This window comes from Amycolatopsis sp. NPDC041971 (assembly GCF_055588925.1).
Genome location: NZ_JBVJCE010000012.1, coordinates 105,750 through 129,635 on the forward strand (window position 1 = coordinate 105,750; position 23,886 = coordinate 129,635).

Sequence of the window (23,886 nt, forward strand, 5' to 3'; positions counted from 1 at the left end):
TCACGTACTTATTGTGGGGCGAGGCGAAGGTGGTGTGTCGCGGAAGCCGCTTTCCGCGACCTTCAACGGCGGCTACTTCGAGGCGTCGACCAGCTCCCGTTCGTCAGGAGCGTCCAGCTGCTTCGCGAGCTTCTCGCCTTCGACGTCGACGTCCGGCAGTACCCGATCCAGCCACTTCGGCAGCCACCAGGCACCGCGTCCGAGCAGGGACATCAGCGCCGGCACGATGGTCATCCGGATCACGAACGCGTCGACGAGCACCCCGAAGGCCAGTGCGAACCCGATCGACTGGATCAGCGACGACTCCGCGAGGACGAATCCGGCGAACACGCTGATCATGATCAGCGCGGCGGCCACCACGACACGGGAGCCGTGCCGGAAACCGGTGACCATCGCCTGCTGCGGGTCGGCACCGTGGACGTATTCCTCCCGCATCCGAGTCACCAGGAACACCTGGTAGTCCATCGCGAGCCCGAACAGCACACCGATCAGCAGGATCGGCAGCATGCTCATGATCGGCCCGGTCGTCTTCACCCCGAGCAGGTCGGTGAGCCAGCCCCACTGGAACACCGCCACCACGGCGCCGAACGTCGCGACCACGGAGCCGAGGAAGCCCAACGTCGCCTTCAGCGGGACCACGATCGACCGGAACACCAGCATCAGCAACAGGAACGCGAGCCCGACGATCAGCGCGAGATAGGGCAGCATGGCGTCGGCGAGTTTCTCCGAGACGTCGATGTTGGCCGCGGTCTGGCCGGTCACCGCCAGCGACGCGCCGGTGGCCGTGCCCAGGGTCGCGTTGAGGCCGCGGATGTCGCTGACGAGGTCTTCGGTCGCGGTGCTGCTCGGGCCGCTCTTCGGGATGACGGTCAGCAGCGCGAGGTCACCGTCCCGGTTGACCTTCGGCGGCGTGACGATCGGACGCTCGGGGAGTCCGCCGATACCCGTGGCCGCCCGCTGGAGCGCGGACTGCCGGTCGGTGCTGCCCGCGAGGTCGACGACGATCACGAGCGGCCCGTTCGCGCCTTCGCCGAAGCTGCGGGCGACGGTGTCGTAGGCCTTGCGCTGGGTGGTGTCCGGCGCCGCGGTGCTGTCGTTCGGCAGGCCGAGCTGCATGCTCGCGGCCGGGACGGCGACGACCGCGAGTCCGGCGATCGCGGCGATCAGCACCGGGATCCGGTGGCGGGCCACGAAACGCGCCCAGCGCTCGCCGTGCGTCGTCGCGTTTTCCTTGCGGCGCAAGCGGATCTTGCCGCCTGCCAGTTTGCCGCCCGCGAAGCCGAGGATGGCGGGCAGCAGGGTCAGTGCGATGACGACCGCGATGGCGACGGTGATCGCCGCCGCGACGCCCATCTCGCCGAGGAACGGGATGCCGACGACGGTCAGACCCGCCAGCGCGATGATCACGGTCAGTCCGGCGAACACCACGGCGGAGCCCGCCGTGCCGGTGGCACGTCCGGCGGCCTCCTCGGGATCGCGGCCGAGTGTCAGTTCGTGCCGATAGCGGGAAACGATGAAGAGGGCGTAGTCGATGCCGACGGCGAGGCCGATCATCAGCGCGAGCACCGGTGTGTTCGTGTTCAGTTCGAGGAAACCGGACGCCGTCGTGATGCCCGCCATGCCGATGCCGACGCCGATGAGCGCGGTCAGCAGCGGGATCCCGGCCGCGAGCAATGAGCCGAAGGTGATGATCAGGACGATGGCGGCGACGGCGACACCGAGGCCTTCGGTGGCGTTCGTGGCGGGCATCGCCTGGACGGCGTCACCGCCGAACTCCACCGTGTACCCGGCGGCCTTGGCCGAATCCGCCGCGGCCATCAGGCCGTCGCGGTCGGCGTCGGTGAGCTCGAAACCCGGCACGCGATAGCTGACCTGCGCCAGCGCCACGTGCTTGTCGGGTGAGATCGCCCGCTCCCGCAGCGGGTCGACCACGCCGGCGACCTTCGGCGCGTCCTTGAGCCCGGTGACGAGACGCGCGATCGCCGCCTGTCCGCCGGCGTCGGTGATGTCGCCGGGCGTCGAGATGACGACGCGCGCGGTCGCGCCGCCGGCGGCGGCTTCCGGGAACCGGTCGGCGAGCTGGTCGATCGCCTTCTGCGACTCGGTGCCGGGGATGGTCACCGAGTTCGAAAGCTGGCCGGACAGGGTCAGCGCCCCCGCGCCGAGGGCCACCAGGAGGACGGCCCACACCGCCGTCACCAGTGCCCGGCGCCGGAACGAGAACCGGCCCAGGCGGTACAGGAAGCTGGCCACAGAAGTCTCCCGTTCACTCGATCAGGTTCATTCCAAGCTAGCCGATCGGCTAGGGTGCTACAAGCCGATCGGCAAGCGTGTGACTAGCCGCACGGCTAGTACTCGGTTGGCTCGACGGGCACGCTTGACGTAACCTCCGACGGCTGAACGAGGAGGGATCATGGACGTCGTCCAGGCGGAGGACACCCGCACGCGACTACTGCGCACGGCGTTGCGGTTGTTCACCGAACACGGCGTGGAAGGCACCTCGCTGCAGATGATCGCGGACGCGCTGGGGGTCACCAAGGCGGCCGTTTACTACCACTTCAAGACGAAGGCGGAGATCACCGAATCCGTCGCCGAGCCCGTCCTGCGCGAGCTGGAGGGCATCGTCGACGACGCCCGCGCCCAGCGCACCCGCGGCGCGCAGATCGACCATCTGCTGGACGGCTTCGTCGACCTCGTGGTGCGGCACCGGGCGCTGGTCGCCCTGTTCTCCAGCGACCCCGGCATCGCGCGGGCGGTCGAAAAGTCCGTCCACCGCTCGGAAAGCTTCAAGAACCGGCTGCTGGAGATCCTGGCGGGCCCGGAGCCGGACGTGCTGGGGATGGTCACCGCGCAGGTGCTCCTGGCCGGTATCGCCCTCGCCGGCGGCTCGCCCGAGGTCGCCTCTCTCGACGACGAGACGCTGCGCGAAACGCTCCTCAGCGTCGGCCGCAAGCTCTACAACCGCCCGCGCCGCCGCTCGTGACCGATGTGTTCAAGACAGCCGCCGCGATCCGCGCGACGCTGTCGGTATGAACATCGATCTGAAGACGGCGGCCACGTTCATGGCCACCCAGGCGCGGCTGCTGGACAGGCGGCGGTTCGAGGTCCTCTTCCGCGATGGCGACCCGGCGGCGGCGCTCGCCGCGCTGGAGGGGTACCGCAATCCCGACGGCGGTTACGGCCACGGGCTCGAACCCGACTGCCGCTCGGCGACCAGCCAGCCCGGTGGCGCGCTGCACGCTTTCGAGGTCTTCGCCGACGTCGGCCCGGCGACCAGTCCGCGCGCGGCCGAACTCTGCGACTGGCTCGCCTCGATCTCCCTGCCCGGCGGCGGCATCCCGTTCGCGTTGCCGATGCCGGATCCGTTCGGCAGCGCGCCGTTCTGGGCGAGCGCCGACCCGTCGGCCTCCTCGGTGCAGATCACCGCGATCGTCGCGGTCACCGCGCATCGCGTCGCGGCGCACGACCCCGCGGTCGCCGCGCATCCCTGGCTCGCGAAGGCCACCCGCTACTGCGTCGAGGAGATCGAGAAGCTCGACGAGGCGCCGCACGCGCTCGTGCTCGCCTTCGCGATGAAGCTGGTGGACGCGCTCGGTGACCCGCGACTGGTCGAGAAACTCGGCCGGTTCGTCCCGGACGACGGTGTGGTCGCCGTCGGCGGCGGGATCGAGGGCGAGGCCATGCGCCCGATCGACTTCGCGCCGGAACCCGGTGGCCCGGCGCGGAAGCTCTTCCGGCCGGGGATCATCGAAGCGGATCTGCGTCGGGTGGCGGATGGGCGGCACGACGACGGCGGCTGGCGGGTCGACTACGCGAGCTATTCGGCCGCCGCCGCACTGGAGTGGAACGGGATGTTCACCGTGAACACGTTGTCGCTTCTGCGGGCCAACGGCCTGATCTAGGGGAGACGGCGCAGGAAGTCCGGAGGAACGGCGGCGGTGAGCCAGACGCCGTTCGCGCTCACCTGGAATTCGTGACCGGCGGCGGTCATCTCCCGTGCTTCCACGGCGAGCAGGACCGGGACGCCGCGACGGGCTCCGACGGACCGCGCGGTGTCCACGGTCGCCGAGAGGTGCACGGCATGCCGCTTCATCGGCCGGAGTCCCTCGTACATGATCGCGTCGAGGAACCGGGACACCGTGCCGTGATAAAGCACGTCCGGCGGGATGGCGGCGGGCAGCGCGAGGTCGACGTCGACGCTGTGTCCCTGGCTGGCGCGGATCCGCAGCCCGTCGTCATCGAAGGCGAAGCGTCGTTTGTCGTTGCCCTCGACCACTTCGTCGAGCTCGGCACGGGTGAGGTTCAAGCCGTTGCGTCGCAAAGCGGCCAACAGCGTGTCGACTTCGACCCAGCCGTCGGGGGTCAGGGTGATCCCGATGTCGCCGGGAGCGTGCCGGAGATGCCGTGCGAGCCGTTTCGAGGCCCGGATGAGGTGTTTCTTGTCCATTTCGCGTCCCAGTGACGCACATCCGGCACCCGCGTGGCAACGGATTTCAGAAGCCCCCCTCGGAGGCCGGGCGCAGTTTCCCCGCGCCGGGGCCGAACCGGGACATCTGGTCGTCGGCGTTGTAGAGCCCGCAGCTGCGCAGGGAAAGGCAGCCGCAGCCGACGCAACCGGTCAGCCTGTCGCGCAGACGCTGCAGCGCGTCGATCCGCGCGTCGAGCTCGTCCTGCCATCCTCGCGAGAGACGGGCCCAGTCGGCTTTGGTGGGGGCGTGGTCCCTGGGTAGGGTCTCCAGTGCCGAGCTGATGTCGTCCAGGCTGAGCCCGACCCGCTGCGCGGCACGGATGAAGGCGATCCGGCGCAGCACCGAGCGCGAGTACCGGCGCTGATTGCCCGCCGAACGCTCGGAGCTGATCAGCCCTTTGTCCTCGTAGAAACGCAAAGCCGTATGGGGCACGCCACTGCGGTCGGCGACCTGCCCGATGCTCAGGTGTTCAGCCAGTCTCGTCACGTCGCCAGGCTAGCCTTGACTTCGACCTAAGTCGAGGTTGCAACCTCGGTTCATGACCACTGACACCAAGACCGGCTACGAGGATCTGCCGAGGCTGATCTCGTTGATGACCGGGGACGAGAAGCACCAGGCTGCCGCTGAGTCCACTGTGGACGTCTTGTGGGTGCTCTACGACCGTGTGCTCGACATCACCCCGGCGAACCTCCGTGACCCGGGCCGCGACCGCTTCCTGCTGTCGAAGGGGCACGGTCCGATGGCCTACTACGCGGTGCTGACGAAGAAGGGGTTCATCGAGGAGGACGAACTCGCCGATTGGACTTCGGCCGAGTCCCGGCTCGGACACCATCCCGATCGGGCGAGGCTTCCCGGCGCCGAGATCTCCAGCGGTTCGCTCGGGCACGGGCTCCCGCTGGCCATCGGCACCGTGTTCGGTCTGCGTGCCAAGGGGTTCCGCGACGCCGAGGTCGTCACCCTCGTCGGCGACGCGGAACTCGACGAGGGCTCCAACGCCGAGGCCATCGCGATCGCGGGCCGCGTCGGCATGCCGCAGCTGACCGCCGTCGTCATCGACAACTCCTCGGCAACGCACGGCTGGCCCGGCGGGCTGGCGCGCCGGTTCGAGGTCGAGGGCTGGACCACCCGCACCGTCGACGGCCGCGATCACGAAGCGCTCTACGAAGCCTTCACCACACCCCACCCGGACCGGCCGCTCGCCGTGGTCGCGACCGTCGAGCGAAAGGGCTGAACCCGTGGACATGCGCGAAACGTTCCTCTGCGCCGCCGCCGAGGTGCTCGACACCGATCCGAACGTCGCCGTCGTGCTCGCCGACATCTCCGCGGCACAACTCGCCTTCGCCGCCCGGAAACATCCCGACCGGGTGCTCAACGTCGGCATCCGCGAACAGCTGATGATGAGCACCGCGGGCGGGCTGGCGCTGGCCGGGATGCGCCCGATCGTCCACACCTTCTCGTCCTTCCTCGTGGAGCGGGCGTTCGAGCAGGTCAAACTCGACCTCGGGCATCAGGACGTCGGCGCCGTGCTGGTGTCCTCGGGCGCGTCCTACGACATGCCGACCGCCGGGCGGACGCATCAGGCGCCCGGCGACGTCGCCCTCATCGACACGCTGCCGGGTTGGACCGTGCACGTGCCGGGGCATCCCGAGGAAGCCCGGCGGCTGCTGCTCGAGTCCATCCCGGGCAACGGGCGCGTGTACCTCCGGCTTTCCGCGCAGGAGAACGAGAAACCGCATCTGGGTGCGGGCCTGCAAACGTTGCGGGAAGGCGCCAGGGGAGTGGTGGTGGCCGTCGGGCCGATGCTCGACAGGGCACTGGAAGCGACCACCGATCTCGACGTGACCGTGCTCTACACCTCGACCGTGCGGCCGTTCGACGCCGCCGGGCTGCGCTCGGCCGTCGAAGCCACGGGGAGCACCGACATCGTGCTGGTCGAGCCTTACCTCGCGGGGACGTCGGCGCACGCGGTGTCGGACGCTTTGTCCGAAATACCGCATCGGCTGCTCTCCCTCGGCGTCCGGCGTGACGCGGAAGTGCGGATCTACGGCGAAATGGCCGATCACGACCTCGCGCACGGCCTCGACGCCGGTTCGATCACCCTGTCCGTGAAGGAATTCCTCCGCTAGCGTCATCGGGATGACGAAGATCCGCCCGCTCGCGCTCGGGGTGATCCGCCGCGGCGAAGACCTTCTCGTGTTCGAAGGGCGCGACCACGCCAAAGGCGAGACCTACCACCGCCCGCTCGGCGGCGGGATCGAGTTCGGGGAGACCGCAGCCGAGGCGCTGCACCGCGAATTCCAGGAGGAACTCGCGGCGGAGCTGACCTCGGTCGAGCAGATCGCCGTACTCGAGAACGTGCACACCTACGAAGGCAGGCCGGGGCACGAGATCGTGTTCCTGTTCACCGCCGACCTCGCCGACAAGGCGTTCTACGACAATGACGAGGTCGGCGTGGTGCTCGACGACGGCGCGCGCGTGCACTGGCTGCCGATGCCCGACGTGGCGAGCGGCAAGGCGATCCTGTATCCGGCCGGACTCGCGGACCTCCTTTCAGCGCAGGACTGACCGCGCGGTCGGCGTCAGTTCCCGCTGTTGCCAAGGGCGTTCGAGTTCGCCCGCGAGTTCGGCACCCGTCCGGTCGAGGAGTGCCCGGTGTTCTTCGGTGGCCCTGGCGAACCAGACGAACACCGTCTCGTTCTCCCGCACGGGAAGACGCGGGAAGGTGTTCTCCGCGGGCTCCGTTTCGAAGTGGCCGAACGGATCCACACCGGATTCCCGCAGAGCCGGAGCCACGGTGTCCGCGAAGTACTCGGAGAACTCCTTGACGGGGCCCGCCGGATGGCACACCGTCACCAGTACCCGGGAATCCCCGGCACCGCCGGGATCGGGGAAGCCCGGCCCGGACGGCCGCAGCAGCAGGACGTCGGAGGCGTCGATCATCGTCTCGTTCGCCGCCGGGCCGTGCTCTCGCCACACAGGCCCGTAATAGAACGACTCGAGTGCGGCGCGCCTGGCCTCCATGTCCCGGAAACCGCGCAGCCACACGAACTTGTCCGGCTCCGCGGGTTCGCGGAACAGACCGAACAAGCGCATGCCACAGGCTTCCTGGCTCTCCACGAACTCGCGCTCGAAGAGCTCGATCAGCTCGTCCCGGCGGCCGGGGCGCAGTGTGTACCGGCGCAGCTCGACGACGGACTGGAACTCGGGGGAATCGGTCATGCGCGGACCATAAAGGCCCGCACCGACAGTTTCCGGCGGCTCAGCGGAAGGCGGAGAGCCCGGTGACCGACTGGCCGAGCGAGAGCGCGTGCATCTCTTCGGTGCCCTCGTAGGTCAGCACGGTTTCGAGGTTCGACATATGCCGCATCACCGGGTACTCCAGCGAGATCCCGTTGGCGCCGAGCATGGCGCGCGCGGTCCTGGCGACCTCCAGCGCGGAGCGGACGTTGGCGAGCTTGCCGAAGCTGACGTGGTTGTGGTGCAGCGTCCCGGCGTCCTTGAGCCGCCCGATCCGCAGTGCGACCAGCCCGGCGCGGTTGACCTCCACGACGAGGTCGGCGAGTTTGCGCTGGGTGAGCTGGAACCCGGCCAGCGGCTTGCCGAACTGCTCCCGGCTCAGCGTGTACTCCAGCGCGGACTCGTAACAGGAGCGAGCGGCGCCGACGACACCGAATAGGATCCCGTAGCGCGCTTCGTTCAGGCAGGACAGCGGCCCGCGCAGCCCACGGACCTCGGGGAACGCCGCGGACTCCGGCAGGCGGACGCCGTCGAGCACGAGTTCCGCGGTCAGCGAGGCCCGTAGTGACAGCTTGTGCTTCACCTCGTTCGCGGTGAAGCCCGGCGTGCCCGTGGGGACGACGAAGCCGCGCACGCCGTCGTCGGTCTGCGCCCAGACGACCGCGACGTCGGCCACGGTTCCGTTGGTGATCCACATCTTCGTACCGCTCAGCACCCAGTCCGAGCCGTCGCGCACCGCACGCGTCCGCATGCTGCCGGGGTCGCTGCCGGCGTCCGGTTCGGTCAGGCCGAAGCAGCCGAGCGCCTCACCGGCGGCCATCCGCGGCAGCCACTCCTGCTTGTGCTCCTCGGTGCCCCATTTGTGGATCGCGTACATCGCCAGCGAACCCTGCACCGAGACGAAGCTGCGCAGCCCGGAGTCGACGGCCTCCAGTTCGCGGCAGGCGATGCCGTAGGCGACGGCGCTGGTCCCGGCGCAGCCGTAACCCTCCAGGTGCATGCCGAGCAGCCCGAGCCGCCCGAATCCCTTGGCGAGGTCGGCGGCGGGCAGGGCGCCCGTCTCATACCACTCGGCGATGTTGGGCAGCAGCTCATCGCGCGCATACGAGCGCACGGCATCCCGCATGGCCCGGTCCTCGGCGGAAAGCTCGGCGTCGAGATCGAGGAAGTCGCGCGGATCCGGGCTGTTGCTCATGCGGTCACTCCTGGTCGGCTCGGTGCGGCACCTTCCCAAGAAGAAAACCACACACGTGACCGGAGTCGAGTGTCAGTGATCCCGCCATCCGGTGGTCTTCGTCACCTGAACCGATGCGGTGGCCGTCCGGGCGGGGGCGGAGCGCCGCTTCTGCGCCGGAATCAGCAGCTCCGCGAAAGTAGGGAAAGGCACACTGTCGATGTCTTCGCGCCAGGCCTGGAGCAGGCGGGTCAGGTCGTCGGCGTCCTGCATGGTTCCTCCATCCGTGCAGGGCGGTCCAGTGCCGACCCTTCACTCGGAGTCGCTAGTACCCAGAAGAGTGAAGGACGAAACGGTGAATCCGGTCCGCTAACCTGGACGGGTGACTAATCCTCGCGTGGTGATCCTGGACTACGGGTCCGGCAACCTCCGGTCCGCCGAACGCGCCGTCCAGCGCGCCGGCGCGGACGTCGAGGTCACCGCGGACCCCCACGCGGCGCTCGAGGCCGACGGCCTCGTCGTCCCCGGTGTCGGCGCCTTCTCCGCCTGTATGGAGGGGCTTCGCTCGGTGTCGGGGGAGAAGATCATCGGCAAGCGCCTCGCCGGCGGCCGTCCGGTACTGGGCATCTGCGTCGGCATGCAGATCCTGTTCGAACGCGGGGTCGAACACGGCGTGGAGGCCGAGGGTGCCGGTGAGTGGCCGGGCACGGTCGACAAACTGGAGGCCGACGTCCTGCCGCACATGGGCTGGAACACCGTCCGTGCCCCGGAAGACTCGCGACTGTTCGCCGGTCTCGACGCGGACACGCGGTTCTACTTCGTGCACTCCTACGCCGCGCGGACCTGGGAACTGGACTCCGGTCTCGCCGGGCGGCAACCCAAGGTGACCTGGGCGAACCACGGTCAGGACTTCGTCGCCGCCGTCGAGAACGGGCCGCTGTGGGCGACGCAGTTCCACCCGGAGAAGTCCGGGGACGCCGGGGCGTACCTGCTGCGCAACTGGCTGAACACCCTCGCTTAGAGTGGGCGCGTGACTTTCACGCTCCTTCCCGCCGTTGATGTGGCAGATGGCCAGGCCGTGCGACTCGTCCAGGGCGAGGCCGGCACCGAAACCTCCTATGGCAGCCCGCTGGAGGCGGCCCTCGCCTGGCAGCGTGACGGTGCGGAGTGGATCCATCTGGTGGACCTCGACGCCGCCTTCGGCAAGGGCTCCAACCGTGAACTGCTCGCCGATGTCGTGGCGAAGCTGGACGTCCAGGTGGAGCTGTCCGGGGGCATCCGCGACGACGCCTCGCTGGAGGCCGCGCTGGCCACCGGCGCCCGCCGGGTGAACCTCGGCACCGCGGCGCTCGAGGACCCGGAGTGGACCGCGAAGGTCGTCTCCTCCTACGGCGACCGCGTCGCCATCGGGCTGGACGTGCGGATCACCGAGGCCGGGCACCGGCTGTCCGCCCGCGGCTGGACGCAGGACGGCGGTGACCTCTGGGAGGTCCTCGACCGGCTCGACCGCGACGGCGCGCAGCGTTACGTCGTCACCGACGTGAGCAAGGACGGCACCCTCCAGGGCCCGAACATCGACCTGCTCCGCGAGGTCGCCGCCCGCACCGACGCGCCGGTCATCGCCTCCGGCGGCGTGTCCAGTGTGGACGATCTCCGCGCGCTGGCCGCGCTGGCCCGCGACGGTGTCGAAGGCTCCATCGTCGGCAAGGCGCTCTACGCCGGTGCGTTCACCCTGCCCGAGGCACTCGCCGCCGTCGCGGAGTTCTGAGCTTTACCTCCCGGGTAATCGACGCAACGCGCTCGTTCGGTCAGGATTCCTTCCAGGACGACAAAACCTGGAGGGAATCATGACCGCCTACGGAATCGCCCACCTGCGCCCCGCACCCGTGCCGGCCGAGGAGGTCTTCGAGTACCTGGAACGGATCCAGGCCACGCTCGATCCCTTCGGCGGCCGGTTCCTCGTGCACGGAGCCGAGGTGCAGGTCGTCGAGGGAGAGTGGCCCGGGGCGCTGGTGATGATCGAGTTCCCGAGCCTCGACGCCGCTCACGAGTGGTACGACTCGCCCGCCTACCGGGAGATCCTGCGCCTCCGGGTGGACCACATCCCCGGTGACCTGATCCTGGTGGAGGGATGCGGGCCCGACCACGACTCGGCGGCGATGGCGGCGGGACTGCGGGCGTCGCAGGCTCAGGCCTGATCACAGACGGACGATCACGGGGCTGAGTACCTTGACCAGCTCGGTCGTCTCAGTCGTCAGCAGGCTGTGGCTGGACGCGGCGTTGTTGTCCTCCTTGTTGAGGGCGGACCAGTCGAGCCGCCAGCCGCCGCTGCGGACAGTTGTCGCAGGAAGGCTCGCAGTGTTCGCCCATTGCCTTCGCGAAACGGGTGCATGGCATTCAATCCGGAGTAGTACCAAGCGAGCCGCTCAAGGAACCTGTCCCGGTTCAGGCCGAGCAGCCAACCGTCGGTTTCGAGGTTTCCCAGTACGGCCGAGGTCTGCTCGTCGACGAATCTCCATGAGCAGAACTTTCCGGCCCAGTCGTAGACGTCCTTGAAGAGTGCGCGGTGAAAGCTCTGCAGATGCTCGAGGGTGTATTCGCCAGGGAGGCTTTGACGAGCAAGCTCGACATCTCGAATACTGACGATGCGTGCCTCGACCTGTTTGAATACCTCGGCGTCTTCGATGTTCAGTTCGTTGCGAAGGCACTCCCCATCGGGAAGGCTGTATGGGTCGCTCACTGCTGGCGGGCTCGCTCTATTTCTTCGGCGACCAAGTCGTCGGCAGTGCGTGTTCTCGCCGCGACATCGCGGAGATTCCGTTGCCAGTCGTCGTCGAGATCTATGCCTTCCATGGCCGCGCTTGCCGCCGCCTGGGCGACCGCGACGTCGACGTCGGCGATTTGCCGGGCATAGAAGTGACGCATCTGGTCATGCGGTATCGCCTGGAGGACTTCTCGTTTTCGGCGACTATCCCCCGGGCGACCCGCCAGGGGGACTCCATATGAGTCATCCGAGACAAAGTCTCGGCCGAATAATGGGCGTACTTGTGCATTACCCAGGTCAGCGTCGCGTTCTCGGGTTCTGTCAGTGCGTCGGCCCGGCCGTTCGGCCAGTTCGTCACCTGGTATTGCTTCCGGTGTCCGGCGAAGATCGACGGGGTGACGGGCCCCTGAGGCCAGGCCTCGATCTTCTCGTCGAACATCGGTTCGCGCTGGAACACCAGATGCCACGCTTGCGAGTAATAGAGCAACTTCTGGAGCTTCATCGTCGTGATCGGGCCGGTGAGCCAGCACGGCGGCAACCACGTCACGTGCACTGGCCACGGCTGCCACCTCCTCTGATCCATCTCGTTCTACCGTGCGGGGTCTCTCGCCGGGTACCTGAGAGCCGTCGGCGGCGAGGTGCCGGATCATCCATGATCGAACTTGTGTTCGAGAATGTCAAACGTGGTGAACCGCCCGGTGGACCGTGTCATTCCGCCAGCTTGATCGCGATCCCCACGGTCCGGTCCTTCGGGCCACGCAAACCGCTGAAGAACATCGTCACCCGCCCGGTGATCCCGTACTTGCGCGCGATCACCTTGCGCACGCGTTCGGTCCCGTCGAGGTCCAGCAGTCGCGCCTCGCCCGCGACGACGTCGCCGTGGGTGTTGTTGCCGCGGAAGTCGCAGGCCTGGACCTCGACCCGGCCGCTGTTGCGGATGCGCTTGACCTTGCCCGCCTTCCGCTCGGACCAGAGCACCAGTTCGCCGCCGTCGCCCGCCGCCCAGACCGGGGTCGGCACCGGGGTGCCGTTCTTGCGGAAGGTGGTCAGGACGACGTACTTCTCGGCGGCGATCCGCTCGAACTCCGATCCCATGTGGAGAGTCTAGGGCGTCCGGCGCCGATCAGCCGTCGCCGCGGCGGGCTGCCCGCGGGATGGCCGAGCACGGTGACCTCGCCGCCCGCGACGATCCGACGCCGACAATCCCCGCCCGCCCGTCACTATTCCGGCGGCTTCCCGAACCAGCTGTAGTCGCCGGGAACGATCTGCAGGCTGTCGGCGACGTCGACCAGGGCGGCCTTGTCCCGTTTGCCCGATACGGTGAGCCACCGCCCGCCTTCGAGCTGGACGGCGACCACCGCGTTCTGCTGTCCGAGCGCTCCTTCCCGTTCGGGGAGGTAGCTGCCGTCGCGGCCCCTCACCGTGACGGGAATCGGTTCCGCGTCGTCCGCTTCCGGCCGGTCGCCGCTGAGTGACGCCGTGACGACAGCCGCCGCGGTGGGCTGCCCGGCCGGCGCGGCCTCCAGTTCGGTCACGCCCCCGCTGATCTTCACGAACGTCTTCACCCCGGACAGCTCGAGATCGGCGGGCAGCCGTCCGAACCGCAGCTCGCCCGAGACCCGGGCGCGGTCGTCCCGGACCATCTCCTCGGCGATCCGCTCACCGATCGCGCGCGGGTCCTTGACGTCGGACAACTTCAGGGTCAGCACGTAGACGTCGTCGGGCGACCAGGTCAGCACCATCCCCTGGCCGGAGACCTCGACGGCCCTGCCCACCCTGCCGCGCACGATGATCTGGTCCGGCGCGGGCGCGATCGTCCACGGGCCGGACCGTTCGCTCAACGGCGTGCTCGTCAGTTCGAGGCCGCCGGTGCCGGAGTTGCTCCAAGACCTCGACTGCGGCGCGGGGTAAGGCTTCGCGGCCCGGCTCGTTTCCCGGAAACCGGCGGGCAGCCAGCCTGGCTTGTACGGCAGCACCGCCCAATCGGCGTTGCGCTCTGCGGCGGGGGGAACCGCGGTGAAGGCCCGCAGGCCGAGTGGCACGCCGAGCGCGATGATCGCGACCGCCGCCGCGACCAGTGCCAAGGCCATCTTCGACCGGCTTCGGGATCGTTGGGCCAGCACCTCACGGATCTCGGCCCCGTCGGGCGCCCGCGTCGCCAGGTGTTCGAGGCTCTCCCGGACCAGATCCTCGGTGCGTTCTTCACTCAGTCGGGTCATTTGCGGGCTCCCGTGGGCTGAACGGACGGGGACGGCCCGGTTTCCCGCAGCGTCGTGAGCGCGCGCGAAATCTGGCTGCGCACGGTCGACGTCGCGCAGCGGAGTACCGCGCCGATCTCCTCGTCGGAGTAGTTCTCGTAGTAGCGGAGCACGATCGCGGCGCGTTGTTTACGCGGGAGCTTCGCGAGCCTGTCCAGCATCGCGTCGCGTTCGTCGTACTCGATGGAGTGGTCGGAGATCGGTGGGCTGAGAAGGTCGAGGACTTCCGGGGACGACGGCACCGCCCGGCGGACCGCCAGCCGCCTTCGCCACGAGAGGTACTCGTTGGTCACCATCCGGCGGACGTACGTCGGCGGCGAGTCGATCTTCGGCCAGCGTTGCTGAGCGCGCAGCAGTACCTCCTGCACGATGTCCTGCGCCAGGTACGGATCGTCGGTCAGGACGGTCGCGTAGCGCAGGAGCCCGTCCAGGCGATCCGCGACGAACTCGTCGAAGGTCGCAGGCACTCGTCCCCCTCAGCCGGTGGTCTCCCTCCAAAGACGCGCGAGACCACCTGGCTGATGCATCGGGACCGAAATTTTCTGGAGTGAACGTGATCACCGCACGGCGGTCTCCAGCCGGACGAAGGCGAACCCGGTCGTGGCCGGTTCCTCGCCCGAGGGATCGGTGGCCGCCGGTCGGCGTTCGCCGTCGTGTACCACCAGCAGGCCGTGCGGGAACAACGGGCCCAGCGGCCTGGTGGTGATCGCGGCGCCGTCGGAGTGCTCGACCGAATCGGTCCCGCGCCCGGCGACGATCCGGAAGCCGCGCCGCGGTGTGCCCGCGCGGTCGTAGACGACGAAACGCGAGTCACCCTGGCTCGACGCGAGCAACTTGCCGTCGGCCAGCGCCAGCCCTTCGGCGTCCGCGGTCAGCCAGGCACCGCCGAAACCGGGGTCGGGACCGTCGGCGACGCATTCCTCGGTCGCCTCGTCGAAACGCTGCGGTGCCCCGAACGAACGTACCTTGTCGATCAGCTCGGGCCGGCCGAAACCGTTGTCGTGCACCGGGATCCGCCAGATCCCTACGTCTTCCTGCGCGGTGTAGAGCGCGCGGTGCTCGACATCGAGCACCGAACCTTCCAGCTGCGGGCGCTCGTCCGGTTCGCCGCACGGCGACCATGTCTTCCCGTTCGGCAGCCGGAACTCCGACGGCAGGTCCACCGTGCCGATCGGGGCGGTGCCGACGGTGCCGCCCGGTTTGTCGACAAGTCGCAAGAGCGCCACGCGGGTCTCGTGCCGCCGGGTGACCGCGACCCAGCGCGTGCCGGTGCGCGGGTCGCGTCCGGCGGCGAGCCCGTACGCCGTCCGCTGTTCGTCCACTTCGGACTCCGAGGCGGAGAAGACCGGTGCGGCGGAAGGATCCGTGACATCCCGCAGCACCCGCGAGCCCGCCGCGGCACCGGCGGGATCGATCCGGTGGACGCGCACGCGGTCCCGGCCGCGGTCGCTCACCACCGCGAGATCACCGACGACGTCGACGTTGTTGAACCGGCCCGGTGCCGCGTCCTCGGTGGGCGCCTTCGGAGCCGGGAGATGCTGGAGCTGGCGCGCCTTCAGGTCGAACGCGGCCAGCCCGCCTTCCTTGAGCGTGCCGAGCACGACGCTCCGCGCGGGATCCGCCGGATGGACCCAGATCGCCGGGTCGTCGGCGTCCGCGTTCGCCGGGTCCGCGCCGGCGTCATCGACGAACGCCCTGGTCTGCGCGACGGGCGAGGGATTTCGGCCCGCTTCGGCGGGCGTGGCGACCAGCAGGGAGGCCGCCAACACGGGGAGGGGGAGGAGAGCAGCGATGCGCATTCCCGGGAAGCTAGCCGCGCGGGGTGACCGGCCGGTGAACGTCGGCGGTCAGGTAGTGCCGCGCGACCGGCGCCGGCATCGCGAACCCGATCATCCGCGTGTGGGCGCGGTTCCTCCCGCGCCCTGTCCGCCCCGGCCGCCATCTCGCGAGCTCGGAACGGCTCTTGACTACGCTTGTCCCCATGTCAGTCGCAGTCAGGGTCATCCCGTGTCTCGACGTCGACGCGGGACGTGTGGTGAAGGGCGTCAACTTCGCCGACCTGCGCGACGCCGGCGACCCCGTCGAACTCGCCCGCCTCTACGACGCCGAGGGTGCGGACGAGCTCACGTTCCTCGACGTCACGGCGTCCTCCGGAGACCGCGAGACCACCTTCGACGTCGTCCGCCGGACCGCGGAGCAGGTGTTCATTCCGCTCACCGTCGGTGGCGGCGTGCGCACGAACGACGACGTCAACCGGTTGCTGCGCACCGGCGCGGACAAGGTGAGCATCAACACCGCCGCCATCGCGCGGCCGGAGTTCCTGCGCGAGGCGTCCCGCCGGTTCGGCGCGCAGTGCGTCGTGCTGTCGGTGGACGCGCGCCGGGTGCCAGAGGGGACCGAACCGACACCGTCCGGATTCGAGGTGACCACGCACGGCGGGCGCCGCGGCACCGGGATCGACGCCGTCGAGTGGGCCGCGCGCGGGGAAGAACTCGGCGTCGGCGAGATCCTGCTCAACTCGATGGACGCCGACGGCACCAAGAACGGCTTCGACCTCGAACTCCTGCGCCAGGTGCGCCGCGCGGTCCGCGTCCCGGTGATCGCCAGCGGCGGCGCCGGCGCGCTCGAGCACTTCCTGCCCGCCGTCGAGGCCGGCGCGGACGCGGTGCTCGCGGCCAGCGTGTTCCACTTCGGACAGTTGAAGATCGGCGAAGTCAAGGGCGCGCTGCGCGCCGGGGGAGTGGTGGTCCGGTGATGCCGACCAAGTGGAAGGCCGCCACCGAGGTCAAGGTCGTCTGCTCGCTGCTGCTCGGGCTCGCCCTCGCCTACCTCGGGATGGCCGGGATCCTCATGTTCGCGCCGTACTCCTCCGCGCGGACGTTCCTGTTGCCGGGGACGTCGCTGGTCCTCGGCGGGCTCGTCGTGGCGGGGCTCGTGCTGAGGATGTCCTCGGCGCGGTTCGCCGGTTTCGGCGTCAGCTTCCTGTTCGCGTTGCTGCACGCGCTTTCCATGCTGGCGGCGGAACTCTTCTGGGTGAAGATCGTTTCCGGGCTCCTCTTCGCCGGCTATATCTACACGGCTGTCCTGCTTAATTCGATGCCGGTGAAACGGCACCTTCTCGGAGCCACGAATGACGCTTGACCCCGCCCTCTCGGATCGCTTGAAACGCAACGCCGACGGGCTGATCGCCGCCGTCGTCGTCGAACACTCCACATCGGACGTGCTGATGATGGCGTGGATGAACGACGAGGCGCTGGAACGCACCCTCACGACGCGGCGCGGCACCTATTACTCGCGCAGCCGCAAGGAACTATGGGTCAAGGGTGAGACCTCCGGCCACGTCCAGCACGTGCGCGAGGTGCGGATCGACTGCGACGGCGACACCGTCCTGCTGCGCGTCGACCAGACCGGCCCGGCCTGTCACACCGGCACGCACACCTGCTTCGACACCGGCGAACGGCTGCTGCTGGCCGACGCGAGCGAGTAGAACCGGTGAGCGTCGTCGCCAACGTCCTGGTCGGGATCGTCGCCCTGATCCACCTGTACATCGTCGCTGATCGCGACCGGCAGCACCGCCCGGCGGTTCAAGATCTTCTTCGTGCAGGTGGTGCCGGGCACGCTGGCGCTGCTGACCGGCGGGAGCACCCGGAGGCTGCTCGCTCCAGCCACCTGCTCACTTGCCCGCTCGGGCGCGGTTCACGGTCGCCCCGGAGCGACATGAACTCGTTCTCCGGAAATGCCGTGGCCCACTGATACGCGAACAGGGCGCGGTGGAAAAGGTCGAGCCGTCGCGCCAAGGGGCTCCAGAAAGTCCCGTCTTCATCGGCGGCGAGGGAAACGGACATGATCGTGATCTTCCCGCGCGGACGCTTCTTCGAGGACCGGCCCCACACGGTCCCCGTCAAGGAGATCGAGCCGGACACAGCCTGATCGGACGTCCATCCAAACACGGGTGCCGTCCGTCCGAGCACGCGAAACCGCCGCGCGGGACCGGCCGCACGGACCGAGTCAGTCGATCTTCCCGGTCAGGTAGCGCTGCATCGTCGGCGCGATCGCGGTCACCAGCGGCTCGATCTCACTCGAAGCCATCGGTTCGAACTTCGCGACGTACCGGACCATGCCCATGCCGACCAGCTGGGACGCGCACAGGGTCGTCCGCAGTTCGATGTCGTCCGAGCCGATGTCGCCGATCACCTTGGTGAAGAAGTTCTGGAAGAACCCCCGCAGCACCTGGGCCGCCTGCTCGTGTCCGGCGACGCTGCGGACGAGGGCCTGGAACACGTCGCCGCCCGCGCCGTCCCACCGGGTGAGGAAGGTCCGCACGATCCGCTGCCCGAACTCGTCGTCGGGGCCGTCGGTCAGTTCGGCGAGGAGCTCGCGCGGGTCGAAGGGGAGCTTCAGGATGGCTTGCCCGAAGAGGCCTTCCTTGCTGCCGAACCAGTGGTTGACCATCGCCGCGTCGACCCCGGCACGCGTCGCGATCGCGCGCACGGTCGCGCCGTCGAAGCCGCTCTCCCCGAACACCACCCGCGCCGCCTCGATCAGCGCGGTGCGGGTGTCCTGTCCGCCGGGCCGCCGTCCCCGGCGTCGAGCGGTAGTGTCTTCACCAGCCATGGCGCCATCATGAACGGACCCGGCGTAAAATTCAACAATACTTGAATTTCGCCCCCGGTCCCGGACCCACCGACCGTTGCAGCACAATGAGCGGCATGGTCAGCGCCGCAAACGCCAGCCCGTCGGGGCTCGGCTCGGTCAGCCCTTCGCGCGACGAGTTCCGCGCACTCGCCGAGGGCCGTCGCGTCATCCCCGTTGTCCGCCGCGTGCTCGCCGACGGTGAGACCCCCATCGGGGTCTACCGCAAGCTCGCCGCCGACCGGCCGGGGACGTTCCTCTTCGAATCGGCGGAGAACGGCGCTTCCTGGAGCCGATGGTCGTTCATCGGCGTCGACAGCCCCGCCGCGCTGACCGTGCGTGACGGGGAGGCCGTCTGGACGGGCACCCCGCCGGTCGGCCTGCCGACCGAGGGCGATCCGCTCACCGTGCTGCGCGAGACCGTCGCCGCGCTCCACACCGAGCAGCTGCCCGGGATGCCTCCGCTCACCGGTGGCATGGTCGGCTACATCGGCTACGACGCCGTCCGCTGGCTCGAGCGGCTCCCCGAACTCGCCGAGCGTGACCTCGACATCCCCGAGCTCACCATGCTCCTGGCGACGGACCTGGCCGCTTTCGACCATCACGAGGGCACCGTCACGTTGATCGCCAACGCGGTCAACTGGGACGACTCCCCCGAGCGTGTCGACGCGGCGTACGACGACGCCGTCGCGCGTTTGAACGCGATGACCAAGCAGTTGCACGTCGCGGCTCCGGCCACGGCCGCCGTCTTCGATCGCCCCGCGCCCGAATTCACGCGCCGCCGCTCCAAGCCGGACTTCCACGCGGCCGTCGAAAAGGCCGTCGAGGCGATCAAGGCGGGCGAAGCGTTCCAGATCGTGCCGTCGCAACGATTCGAGATCGAGACCCGGGCCGACGCGCTGGACGTCTACCGCGTCCTGCGCACGTCCAATCCGAGCCCGTACATGTACCTGCTGCGCCTGGACGGCTTCGACATCGTCGGGTCAAGCCCGGAGTCGCTGGTCACCGTCCGGGACGGCCGCGCGACCACGCATCCGATCGCGGGCACCCGTTGGCGCGGCGCCGATCCGGAAGAGGACGCGCAGCTGGCCAAGGACCTGCTCGCGGACGAGAAGGAACGCTCCGAGCACCTGATGCTCGTCGACCTCGGCCGCAACGACCTCGGCAAGGTCTGCAAGCCCGGCACCGTGCGCGTCGTCGACTTCTTCGACGTCGAGCGCTACAGCCACGTCATGCACATCGTCTCCACGGTCACCGGCGAACTCCTCGACGGCAAGACGGCCTTCGACGCGGTCACCGCGTGTTTCCCGGCCGGGACGCTCTCGGGCGCGCCGAAGGTCCGCGCGATGCAGCTGATCGAGGAGCTGGAGCCGACGCGCAGGGCGCTCTACGGCGGCGTCGTCGGGTACCTCGACTTCGCCGGGGACGCCGACACCGCGATCGCGATCCGCACCGCGCTGATGAAGGACGGCACCGCGTACGTCCAGGCGGGCGGGGGAGTCGTCGCCGATTCGGTGGCCGACTACGAGGACAACGAGTCGCTCAACAAGGCCCGCACCGTGCTGTCCGCCGTCGCGGCCGCGCAGACGATGATCGCGGCGGACGAACTCGACCAGGCGGGTGACAGCACTCGTGTCTGAGGCCCCGGAAGCCGCCCCGCCGTCGAGGAAGGCCAAGCGTCCACTGTGGATCGCCGTGATGGGCCTGCTGCTGGGCGCGGTCGCGTTGTGGGGAGCTTCGCAGCTCGTGTGGTTCGCGGAGTTCCGCGACGGCGGCGTGCGCGGCACGGTGCTGTACAGGGAAATCGGTTCACAGCGTGTGGTCGCGCTGATTCCGCTCGCGTTGCTGGCGCTCGCCGGTACGGCGGGGCTGATCGCCACCGGCGGCTGGCCACGCCGGGTGCTCGGCGTGGTACTCGCGGTGGCCGGTGTCGCCGCGGTGTGGATCGGCGTGGCGGGCGGCTCGTTGAGCGGGTTCGCCGACGGCCTCCCGGTCGCCCAGATGCTGGGAGCCCGCGGCCTCGCGATCCTCGGGGGAATTCTCGTGACGGCGGGCGGGTTGGCAGCCATCAAGGGCGCGGGCCGGATGCCTCGCCTCGGCGCGAAGTACTCGTCGCCGTCGGCGAAGAAGAAGGTCGCGAAGGATCCGGAGACCGAGCTGTGGGAGGCGCTGTCCGAAGGCGAAGATCCCACCGCGACCCGGTGACGACAACGGAATTCGCGGGTTTCGGAGATCTTTCCCGGCAAAGATGACACGGTTGGCATTCGGAGTAACGGACATACCCGGAACCAGGCCGTATCCGTGCGGGGGTTAGCATCGTTTCGGCGGGAAGGGGAAGGTTTTTGTGAGCGACCTTGCGAAGGAAACCGTGAGTACGACAGCCGGTGAGGGACTCCGGTGAGCGTGCTCGAAGACATCGTCGCCGGCGTCCGCGCCGATCTCGCCGAGCGCGAGGCGGTTCTGCCGTTCGACGAACTGAAGAAGCGCGCGACCCAGGTCGCGCCCCCTCGAGACGTGCTCGCGGCCCTGCGCGAGTCCGGTATCGGCGTCATCGCCGAGGTGAAGCGGCGCAGCCCGTCCAAGGGCGATCTGGCCGAGATCCCGGATCCGGCCGCGCTGGCGAAGGACTACGCCGACGGCGGCGCCCGGGTGATCAGCGTGCTGACCGAGCAGCGGCGGTTCGGCGGTTCGCTCGCCGACCTCGACGCGGTCCGCGCGGCGGTGGACATCCCGGTGCTGCGCAAGGACTTCATCGTCAGCCCGTACCAGGTCCACGAGGCGCGGCTGCACGGCGCGGACATGGTCCTGCTGATCGTGGCGGCGTTGGAGCAGAACGCCCTGATCGCGTTGCTGGACCGGGTCGAGTCCCTCGGGATGACCGCGCTGGTCGAGATCCACAACGCCGAAGAGGCCGACAAGGCCCTCGAAGCCGGCGCGAAGGTGATCGGCGTCAACGCCCGCAACCTGCACACCCTCGAGGTCGATCGTGACGTCTTCTCGCGGCTGGCCCCCGGCCTGCCGATGGACGTCTTCAAGATCGCCGAGTCCGGTGTGCGCGGTCCCGGTGACCTGATGTCCTACGCGGGTCACGGTGCCGACGCCGTCCTCGTGGGCGAAGGGCTCGTCGCTTCGGGTGACCCGAAGGGCGCGCTGGTCAAGCTTGTCACCGCCGGATCGCACCCTGCCTGCCCGAGGCCTTCTCGATGACCACTGAGTACCACGAAGAACCCCACGGCGAGCACGATCCGGACGACCGGGGCTACTACGGCCCGTACGGCGGCCGGTTCATGCCCGAGGCCCTGATCGGCGTCGTCGACGAGGTCGCGGCCGAGTACGACAAGGCGCGGAGCGACCCGGACTTCGTCAACGAGTTCCGGCGACTTCTGCGTGACTACGCCGGTCGTCCGTCGCTGCTCACCGAGGCCAAGCGCTTCGGTGAACACGCCGGCGGCGCCCGGGTCTTCCTCAAGCGCGAAGATCTGAACCACACCGGTTCGCACAAGATCAACAACGTGCTGGGCCAGGCATTGCTCACCAAGCGGATGGGCAAGAAGCGGGTTATCGCCGAGACCGGGGCCGGTCAGCACGGCGTGGCCACCGCCACCGCCTGCGCGCTGCTGGACCTGGAATGCATCGTCTACATGGGCGAGGTCGACACCGAGCGGCAGGCGCTGAACGTCGCCCGCATGAAGCTGCTCGGCGCCGAGGTCATCCCGGTGAAGACCGGCTCGCGCACGCTCAAGGACGCCATCAACGAGGCCCTGCGCGACTGGGTCACCAACGCCGACACCACGCACTACCTGTTCGGCACGGCGGCGGGCCCGTACCCGTTCCCGATGATGGTGCGCAACTTCCACAAGATCATTGGCGAGGAGGCCCGCGTCCAGATCCTGGAGCAGGCCGGCCGCCTGCCGGACGCCGTCGCGGCCTGCGTCGGCGGTGGATCCAACGCGATCGGCATCTTCCACGGTTTCATCGACGACCCGGACGTCCGGCTCGTCGGTCTGGAGCCGGGCGGCGAGGGCATCGAGGGCAACCGCCACGGCGCCACGCTGACCAAGGGCACCCCGGGCAACCTGCACGGCGCGATGACGTATCTGCTGCAGGACGAGGACGGCCAGACCGTCGAGTCGCACTCGATCTCCGCGGGTCTCGACTACCCGGGCGTCGGCCCGGAGCACTCGTGGCTCAAGGACAGCGGCCGCGCCGAGTACCGGCCGGTGACCGACGCCGAGGCGATGGACGCGTTCAAGCTGCTTTCGCGCACCGAGGGCATCATCCCGGCCATCGAGTCGGCGCACGCGCTGGCCGGCGCGCTGGTGCTCGGCCGCGAACTCGGTCCCGAGGGCCTGATCATCGTGAACCTGTCCGGTCGTGGCGACAAGGACATGGACACCGCCGCGAAGTACTTCGGCCTGGTGGAGAACGCATGAGCGGGTTGACTGAACTCTTCGCGGCGACGCGGGCGGAGGGGCGTGGAGCCCTGATCGGGTACCTCCCGGCGGGTTTCCCCACGGTCGACGGGTCGAAGGACCTGCTGGCCGCGGTGGTCGACGGCGGCGCCGACCTGGTCGAGGTGGGCGTGCCCTACTCGGACCCGGTGATGGACGGGCCGACCATCCAGGCCGCGTCGGTGAGCGCGCTTTCCAGTGGGTTCAAGCTCAAGCACCTGTTCGAGGTCGTCGAGTCGGTGTCGTCGCGCGGTGGCAAGGCCGTCGTGATGACGTACTGGAACCCGGTGCACCGTTACGGCGTCGATCGCTTCGCGCGGGACCTCGCCGCCGCGGGCGGGCTCGGCATGATCACCCCGGACCTGATCCCGGACGAGGCCGACGAGTGGATGGCCGCCTCCGAGCAGCATGCTCTGGACCGGATCTTCCTGGTCGCGCCGTCCTCCTCGGAGGAGCGGATCGCGAAGACCGTCGAGGCCTCTTCGGGCTTCGTGTACGCCACCGCGGTGATGGGCGTGACAGGCGCCCGTGACCAGGTCGGCGTGCACGCCGAGGACCTGGTCGCGCGGGCCCGTGCGCATACGGACCTGCCGATCGGTGTCGGGCTCGGCGTCCGTTCCGGTGCGCAGGCGGCGCAGGTCGCCGGTTTCGCCGACGGCGTCATCGTCGGCTCGGCGCTGGTGACCGCCGCCGCGAGCGGACTGGACGCGGTTCGGGAGCTTTCGGCCGAACTGGCCGCCGGGGTGCGGAAGACCGTCGCCCCCGCTTGATCCTCACGTTGGTCGTGGGGGGGGGGGGGGGGGGGGGGGAGAAAACAACACCCCGAACCACCCCAACCACGCCTCCCAACAACCGGCGTCCCTCCGTCTTCTTTTCCACAAAGCCCCCCCTATCCCCCCCT

General features: G+C 69.2%; 29 protein-coding genes and 1 pseudogene. 17 read left to right on the top strand and 13 right to left on the bottom strand.

From position 1 onward, the window contains the following. Window positions 1-72: 72 nt before the first annotated feature. Window positions 73-2,253, bottom strand: a complete 2,181-nt coding sequence (locus tag ACZ6DT_RS23445) for an MMPL family transporter (protein ID WP_465598837.1) — start codon at window positions 2,251-2,253, stop codon at window positions 73-75. A gap of 160 nt (window positions 2,254-2,413) precedes the next feature. On the opposite strand from ACZ6DT_RS23445, the gene ACZ6DT_RS23450 reads away from it, so the two are divergent. Both ACZ6DT_RS23450 and ACZ6DT_RS23455 read left to right on the top strand, forming a co-directional pair. After that, window positions 2,414-2,983: a TetR/AcrR family transcriptional regulator gene (locus ACZ6DT_RS23450; protein ID WP_465598839.1), complete on the top strand. Its 570-nt coding sequence runs from the start codon at window positions 2,414-2,416 to the stop codon at window positions 2,981-2,983. A gap of 46 nt (window positions 2,984-3,029) precedes the next feature. After that, window positions 3,030-3,902: a prenyltransferase/squalene oxidase repeat-containing protein gene (locus tag ACZ6DT_RS23455; protein ID WP_465598841.1), complete on the top strand. Its 873-nt coding sequence runs from the start codon at window positions 3,030-3,032 to the stop codon at window positions 3,900-3,902. Here the strand turns inward: ACZ6DT_RS23455 and ACZ6DT_RS23460 are convergent. Continuing rightward, window positions 3,899-4,447 carry an RNA 2'-phosphotransferase gene (locus ACZ6DT_RS23460; protein ID WP_465598843.1) on the bottom strand — a complete coding sequence of 183 codons (549 nt, stop codon included), beginning with the start codon at window positions 4,445-4,447 and terminating at the stop codon, window positions 3,899-3,901. The two genes, ACZ6DT_RS23455 and ACZ6DT_RS23460, sit on opposite strands and share 4 nt — an antisense overlap. A gap of 46 nt (window positions 4,448-4,493) precedes the next feature. After that, window positions 4,494-4,955, bottom strand: coding sequence for a redox-sensitive transcriptional activator SoxR (gene soxR / locus ACZ6DT_RS23465; protein WP_465598845.1), 462 nt, complete (start codon window positions 4,953-4,955; stop codon window positions 4,494-4,496). Window positions 4,956-5,007: 52 nt separating this feature from the next. Here soxR and ACZ6DT_RS23470 point away from each other — a divergent pair, with 52 nt between their 5' ends. Genes ACZ6DT_RS23470 through ACZ6DT_RS23480 form a run of 3 tightly spaced genes read left to right on the top strand, consistent with a single transcriptional unit; the run spans window position 5,008 to window position 7,034 of the window. Then, window positions 5,008-5,700 (top strand): transketolase, encoded by a 693-nt coding sequence (locus ACZ6DT_RS23470; RefSeq protein ID WP_465598847.1) that lies wholly within the window; start codon window positions 5,008-5,010, stop codon window positions 5,698-5,700. A 4-nt stretch (window positions 5,701-5,704) separates the two neighbouring features. Further along, window positions 5,705-6,595: a transketolase family protein gene (locus ACZ6DT_RS23475; RefSeq protein WP_465598848.1), complete on the top strand. Its 891-nt coding sequence runs from the start codon at window positions 5,705-5,707 to the stop codon at window positions 6,593-6,595. 10 nt (window positions 6,596-6,605) lie between these two features. Beyond that, window positions 6,606-7,034, top strand: coding sequence for an NUDIX hydrolase (locus tag ACZ6DT_RS23480; RefSeq protein WP_465598850.1), 429 nt, complete (start codon window positions 6,606-6,608; stop codon window positions 7,032-7,034). Here ACZ6DT_RS23480 and ACZ6DT_RS23485 read toward each other — a convergent pair. The 3 genes from ACZ6DT_RS23485 to ACZ6DT_RS23495 all read right to left on the bottom strand — a co-directional run bounded on the left by ACZ6DT_RS23485 (window position 7,020) and on the right by ACZ6DT_RS23495 (window position 9,153). Then, window positions 7,020-7,688, bottom strand: a complete 669-nt coding sequence (locus ACZ6DT_RS23485; protein WP_465598852.1) for an NIPSNAP family protein — start codon at window positions 7,686-7,688, stop codon at window positions 7,020-7,022. The genes ACZ6DT_RS23480 and ACZ6DT_RS23485 overlap by 15 nt on opposite strands. 40 nt (window positions 7,689-7,728) lie before the next feature. Then, a complete protein-coding gene (locus ACZ6DT_RS23490) occupies window positions 7,729-8,901 on the bottom strand; it encodes an acyl-CoA dehydrogenase family protein (protein WP_465598854.1) in 1,173 nt (390 codons plus the stop codon). A gap of 72 nt (window positions 8,902-8,973) precedes the next feature. Then, the gene (locus ACZ6DT_RS23495) at window positions 8,974-9,153 is read right to left on the bottom strand and encodes a hypothetical protein (RefSeq protein WP_465598856.1); all 180 of its coding nucleotides are present in this window, start codon (window positions 9,151-9,153) and stop codon (window positions 8,974-8,976) included. A 124-nt stretch (window positions 9,154-9,277) separates the two neighbouring features. Here ACZ6DT_RS23495 and hisH point away from each other — a divergent pair, with 124 nt between their 5' ends. From hisH to ACZ6DT_RS23510, 3 genes are all read left to right on the top strand, one after another. Next, the gene (gene hisH / locus ACZ6DT_RS23500; RefSeq protein WP_465599167.1) at window positions 9,278-9,901 is read left to right on the top strand and encodes an imidazole glycerol phosphate synthase subunit HisH; all 624 of its coding nucleotides are present in this window, start codon (window positions 9,278-9,280) and stop codon (window positions 9,899-9,901) included. Window positions 9,902-9,910: 9 nt separating this feature from the next. Next, complete coding sequence (gene priA, locus ACZ6DT_RS23505) at window positions 9,911-10,648, top strand: bifunctional 1-(5-phosphoribosyl)-5-((5-phosphoribosylamino)methylideneamino)imidazole-4-carboxamide isomerase/phosphoribosylanthranilate isomerase PriA (protein WP_007029948.1); 738 nt, start codon at window positions 9,911-9,913, stop codon at window positions 10,646-10,648. Between the two features lie 79 nt (window positions 10,649-10,727). Further along, window positions 10,728-11,078, top strand: a complete 351-nt coding sequence (locus tag ACZ6DT_RS23510) for a DUF1330 domain-containing protein (RefSeq protein ID WP_465598858.1) — start codon at window positions 10,728-10,730, stop codon at window positions 11,076-11,078. Window positions 11,079-11,134: 56 nt separating this feature from the next. Here the strand turns inward: ACZ6DT_RS23510 and ACZ6DT_RS23515 are convergent, their stop codons facing one another. Next, window positions 11,135-11,620 carry a Fic/DOC family protein gene (locus ACZ6DT_RS23515; protein WP_465598860.1) on the bottom strand — a complete coding sequence of 162 codons (486 nt, stop codon included), beginning with the start codon at window positions 11,618-11,620 and terminating at the stop codon, window positions 11,135-11,137. Here ACZ6DT_RS23515 and ACZ6DT_RS23520 point away from each other — a divergent pair. Further along, window positions 11,608-11,886 (top strand): hypothetical protein, encoded by a 279-nt coding sequence (locus ACZ6DT_RS23520; RefSeq protein ID WP_465599180.1) that lies wholly within the window; start codon window positions 11,608-11,610, stop codon window positions 11,884-11,886. The genes ACZ6DT_RS23515 and ACZ6DT_RS23520 overlap by 13 nt on opposite strands. A gap of 41 nt (window positions 11,887-11,927) precedes the next feature. Here ACZ6DT_RS23520 and ACZ6DT_RS23525 read toward each other — a convergent pair. The 5 genes and pseudogenes from ACZ6DT_RS23525 to ACZ6DT_RS23545 form a co-directional block, all read right to left on the bottom strand. Continuing rightward, a pseudogene (locus ACZ6DT_RS23525) lies at window positions 11,928-12,227 on the bottom strand (Panacea domain-containing protein); the annotation flags it as partial. 125 nt (window positions 12,228-12,352) lie between these two features. After that, window positions 12,353-12,739: a PPOX class F420-dependent oxidoreductase gene (locus ACZ6DT_RS23530; RefSeq protein WP_465598862.1), complete on the bottom strand. Its 387-nt coding sequence runs from the start codon at window positions 12,737-12,739 to the stop codon at window positions 12,353-12,355. A 125-nt stretch (window positions 12,740-12,864) separates the two neighbouring features. Continuing rightward, complete coding sequence (locus ACZ6DT_RS23535; RefSeq protein ID WP_465598863.1) at window positions 12,865-13,863, bottom strand: hypothetical protein; 999 nt, start codon at window positions 13,861-13,863, stop codon at window positions 12,865-12,867. Beyond that, on the bottom strand, window positions 13,860-14,369 hold the full coding sequence (locus ACZ6DT_RS23540) for a SigE family RNA polymerase sigma factor (RefSeq protein WP_465598864.1): 510 nt from the start codon (window positions 14,367-14,369) through the stop codon (window positions 13,860-13,862). Before ACZ6DT_RS23540 ends, ACZ6DT_RS23535 begins: the two co-directional genes overlap by 4 nt. Window positions 14,370-14,459: 90 nt before the next feature. Next, on the bottom strand, window positions 14,460-15,701 hold the full coding sequence (locus tag ACZ6DT_RS23545) for a phytase (RefSeq protein ID WP_465598866.1): 1,242 nt from the start codon (window positions 15,699-15,701) through the stop codon (window positions 14,460-14,462). 182 nt (window positions 15,702-15,883) lie between these two features. Here ACZ6DT_RS23545 and hisF point away from each other — a divergent pair, with 182 nt between their 5' ends. The 3 genes from hisF to hisI are packed head-to-tail and all read left to right on the top strand — an operon-like array spanning window position 15,884 to window position 17,389. Continuing rightward, window positions 15,884-16,657: an imidazole glycerol phosphate synthase subunit HisF gene (gene hisF / locus ACZ6DT_RS23550; RefSeq protein WP_125789636.1), complete on the top strand. Its 774-nt coding sequence runs from the start codon at window positions 15,884-15,886 to the stop codon at window positions 16,655-16,657. Beyond that, window positions 16,654-17,043, top strand: a complete 390-nt coding sequence (locus ACZ6DT_RS23555; RefSeq protein ID WP_465598869.1) for a hypothetical protein — start codon at window positions 16,654-16,656, stop codon at window positions 17,041-17,043. The genes hisF and ACZ6DT_RS23555 overlap by 4 nt, the downstream gene beginning before the upstream one ends. Beyond that, window positions 17,033-17,389 (top strand): phosphoribosyl-AMP cyclohydrolase, encoded by a 357-nt coding sequence (gene hisI / locus ACZ6DT_RS23560; RefSeq protein ID WP_465598871.1) that lies wholly within the window; start codon window positions 17,033-17,035, stop codon window positions 17,387-17,389. Before ACZ6DT_RS23555 ends, hisI begins: the two co-directional genes overlap by 11 nt. 521 nt (window positions 17,390-17,910) lie before the next feature. On the opposite strand, the gene ACZ6DT_RS23565 is transcribed toward hisI, so the two are convergent. Continuing rightward, window positions 17,911-18,516 (bottom strand): TetR/AcrR family transcriptional regulator, encoded by a 606-nt coding sequence (locus ACZ6DT_RS23565; RefSeq protein WP_465598873.1) that lies wholly within the window; start codon window positions 18,514-18,516, stop codon window positions 17,911-17,913. 95 nt (window positions 18,517-18,611) lie between these two features. On the opposite strand from ACZ6DT_RS23565, the gene ACZ6DT_RS23570 reads away from it, so the two are divergent. The 5 genes from ACZ6DT_RS23570 (at window position 18,612) to trpA (ending at window position 23,755) form a co-directional block, all read left to right on the top strand. Beyond that, on the top strand, window positions 18,612-20,174 hold the full coding sequence (locus tag ACZ6DT_RS23570; protein WP_465598875.1) for an anthranilate synthase component I: 1,563 nt from the start codon (window positions 18,612-18,614) through the stop codon (window positions 20,172-20,174). Between the two features lie 58 nt (window positions 20,175-20,232). Continuing rightward, window positions 20,233-20,739 (top strand): Trp biosynthesis-associated membrane protein, encoded by a 507-nt coding sequence (locus tag ACZ6DT_RS23575; RefSeq protein WP_465599169.1) that lies wholly within the window; start codon window positions 20,233-20,235, stop codon window positions 20,737-20,739. Between the two features lie 192 nt (window positions 20,740-20,931). Then, window positions 20,932-21,741 carry an indole-3-glycerol phosphate synthase TrpC gene (trpC, locus tag ACZ6DT_RS23580; protein ID WP_020630310.1) on the top strand — a complete coding sequence of 270 codons (810 nt, stop codon included), beginning with the start codon at window positions 20,932-20,934 and terminating at the stop codon, window positions 21,739-21,741. Next, the gene (trpB, locus tag ACZ6DT_RS23585; protein WP_465598877.1) at window positions 21,738-22,967 is read left to right on the top strand and encodes a tryptophan synthase subunit beta; all 1,230 of its coding nucleotides are present in this window, start codon (window positions 21,738-21,740) and stop codon (window positions 22,965-22,967) included. The genes trpC and trpB overlap by 4 nt, the downstream gene beginning before the upstream one ends. Then, window positions 22,964-23,755, top strand: a complete 792-nt coding sequence (trpA, locus tag ACZ6DT_RS23590) for a tryptophan synthase subunit alpha (RefSeq protein WP_465598879.1) — start codon at window positions 22,964-22,966, stop codon at window positions 23,753-23,755. The genes trpB and trpA overlap by 4 nt, the downstream gene beginning before the upstream one ends. The last annotated feature ends 131 nt before the right edge of the window (window positions 23,756-23,886 follow it).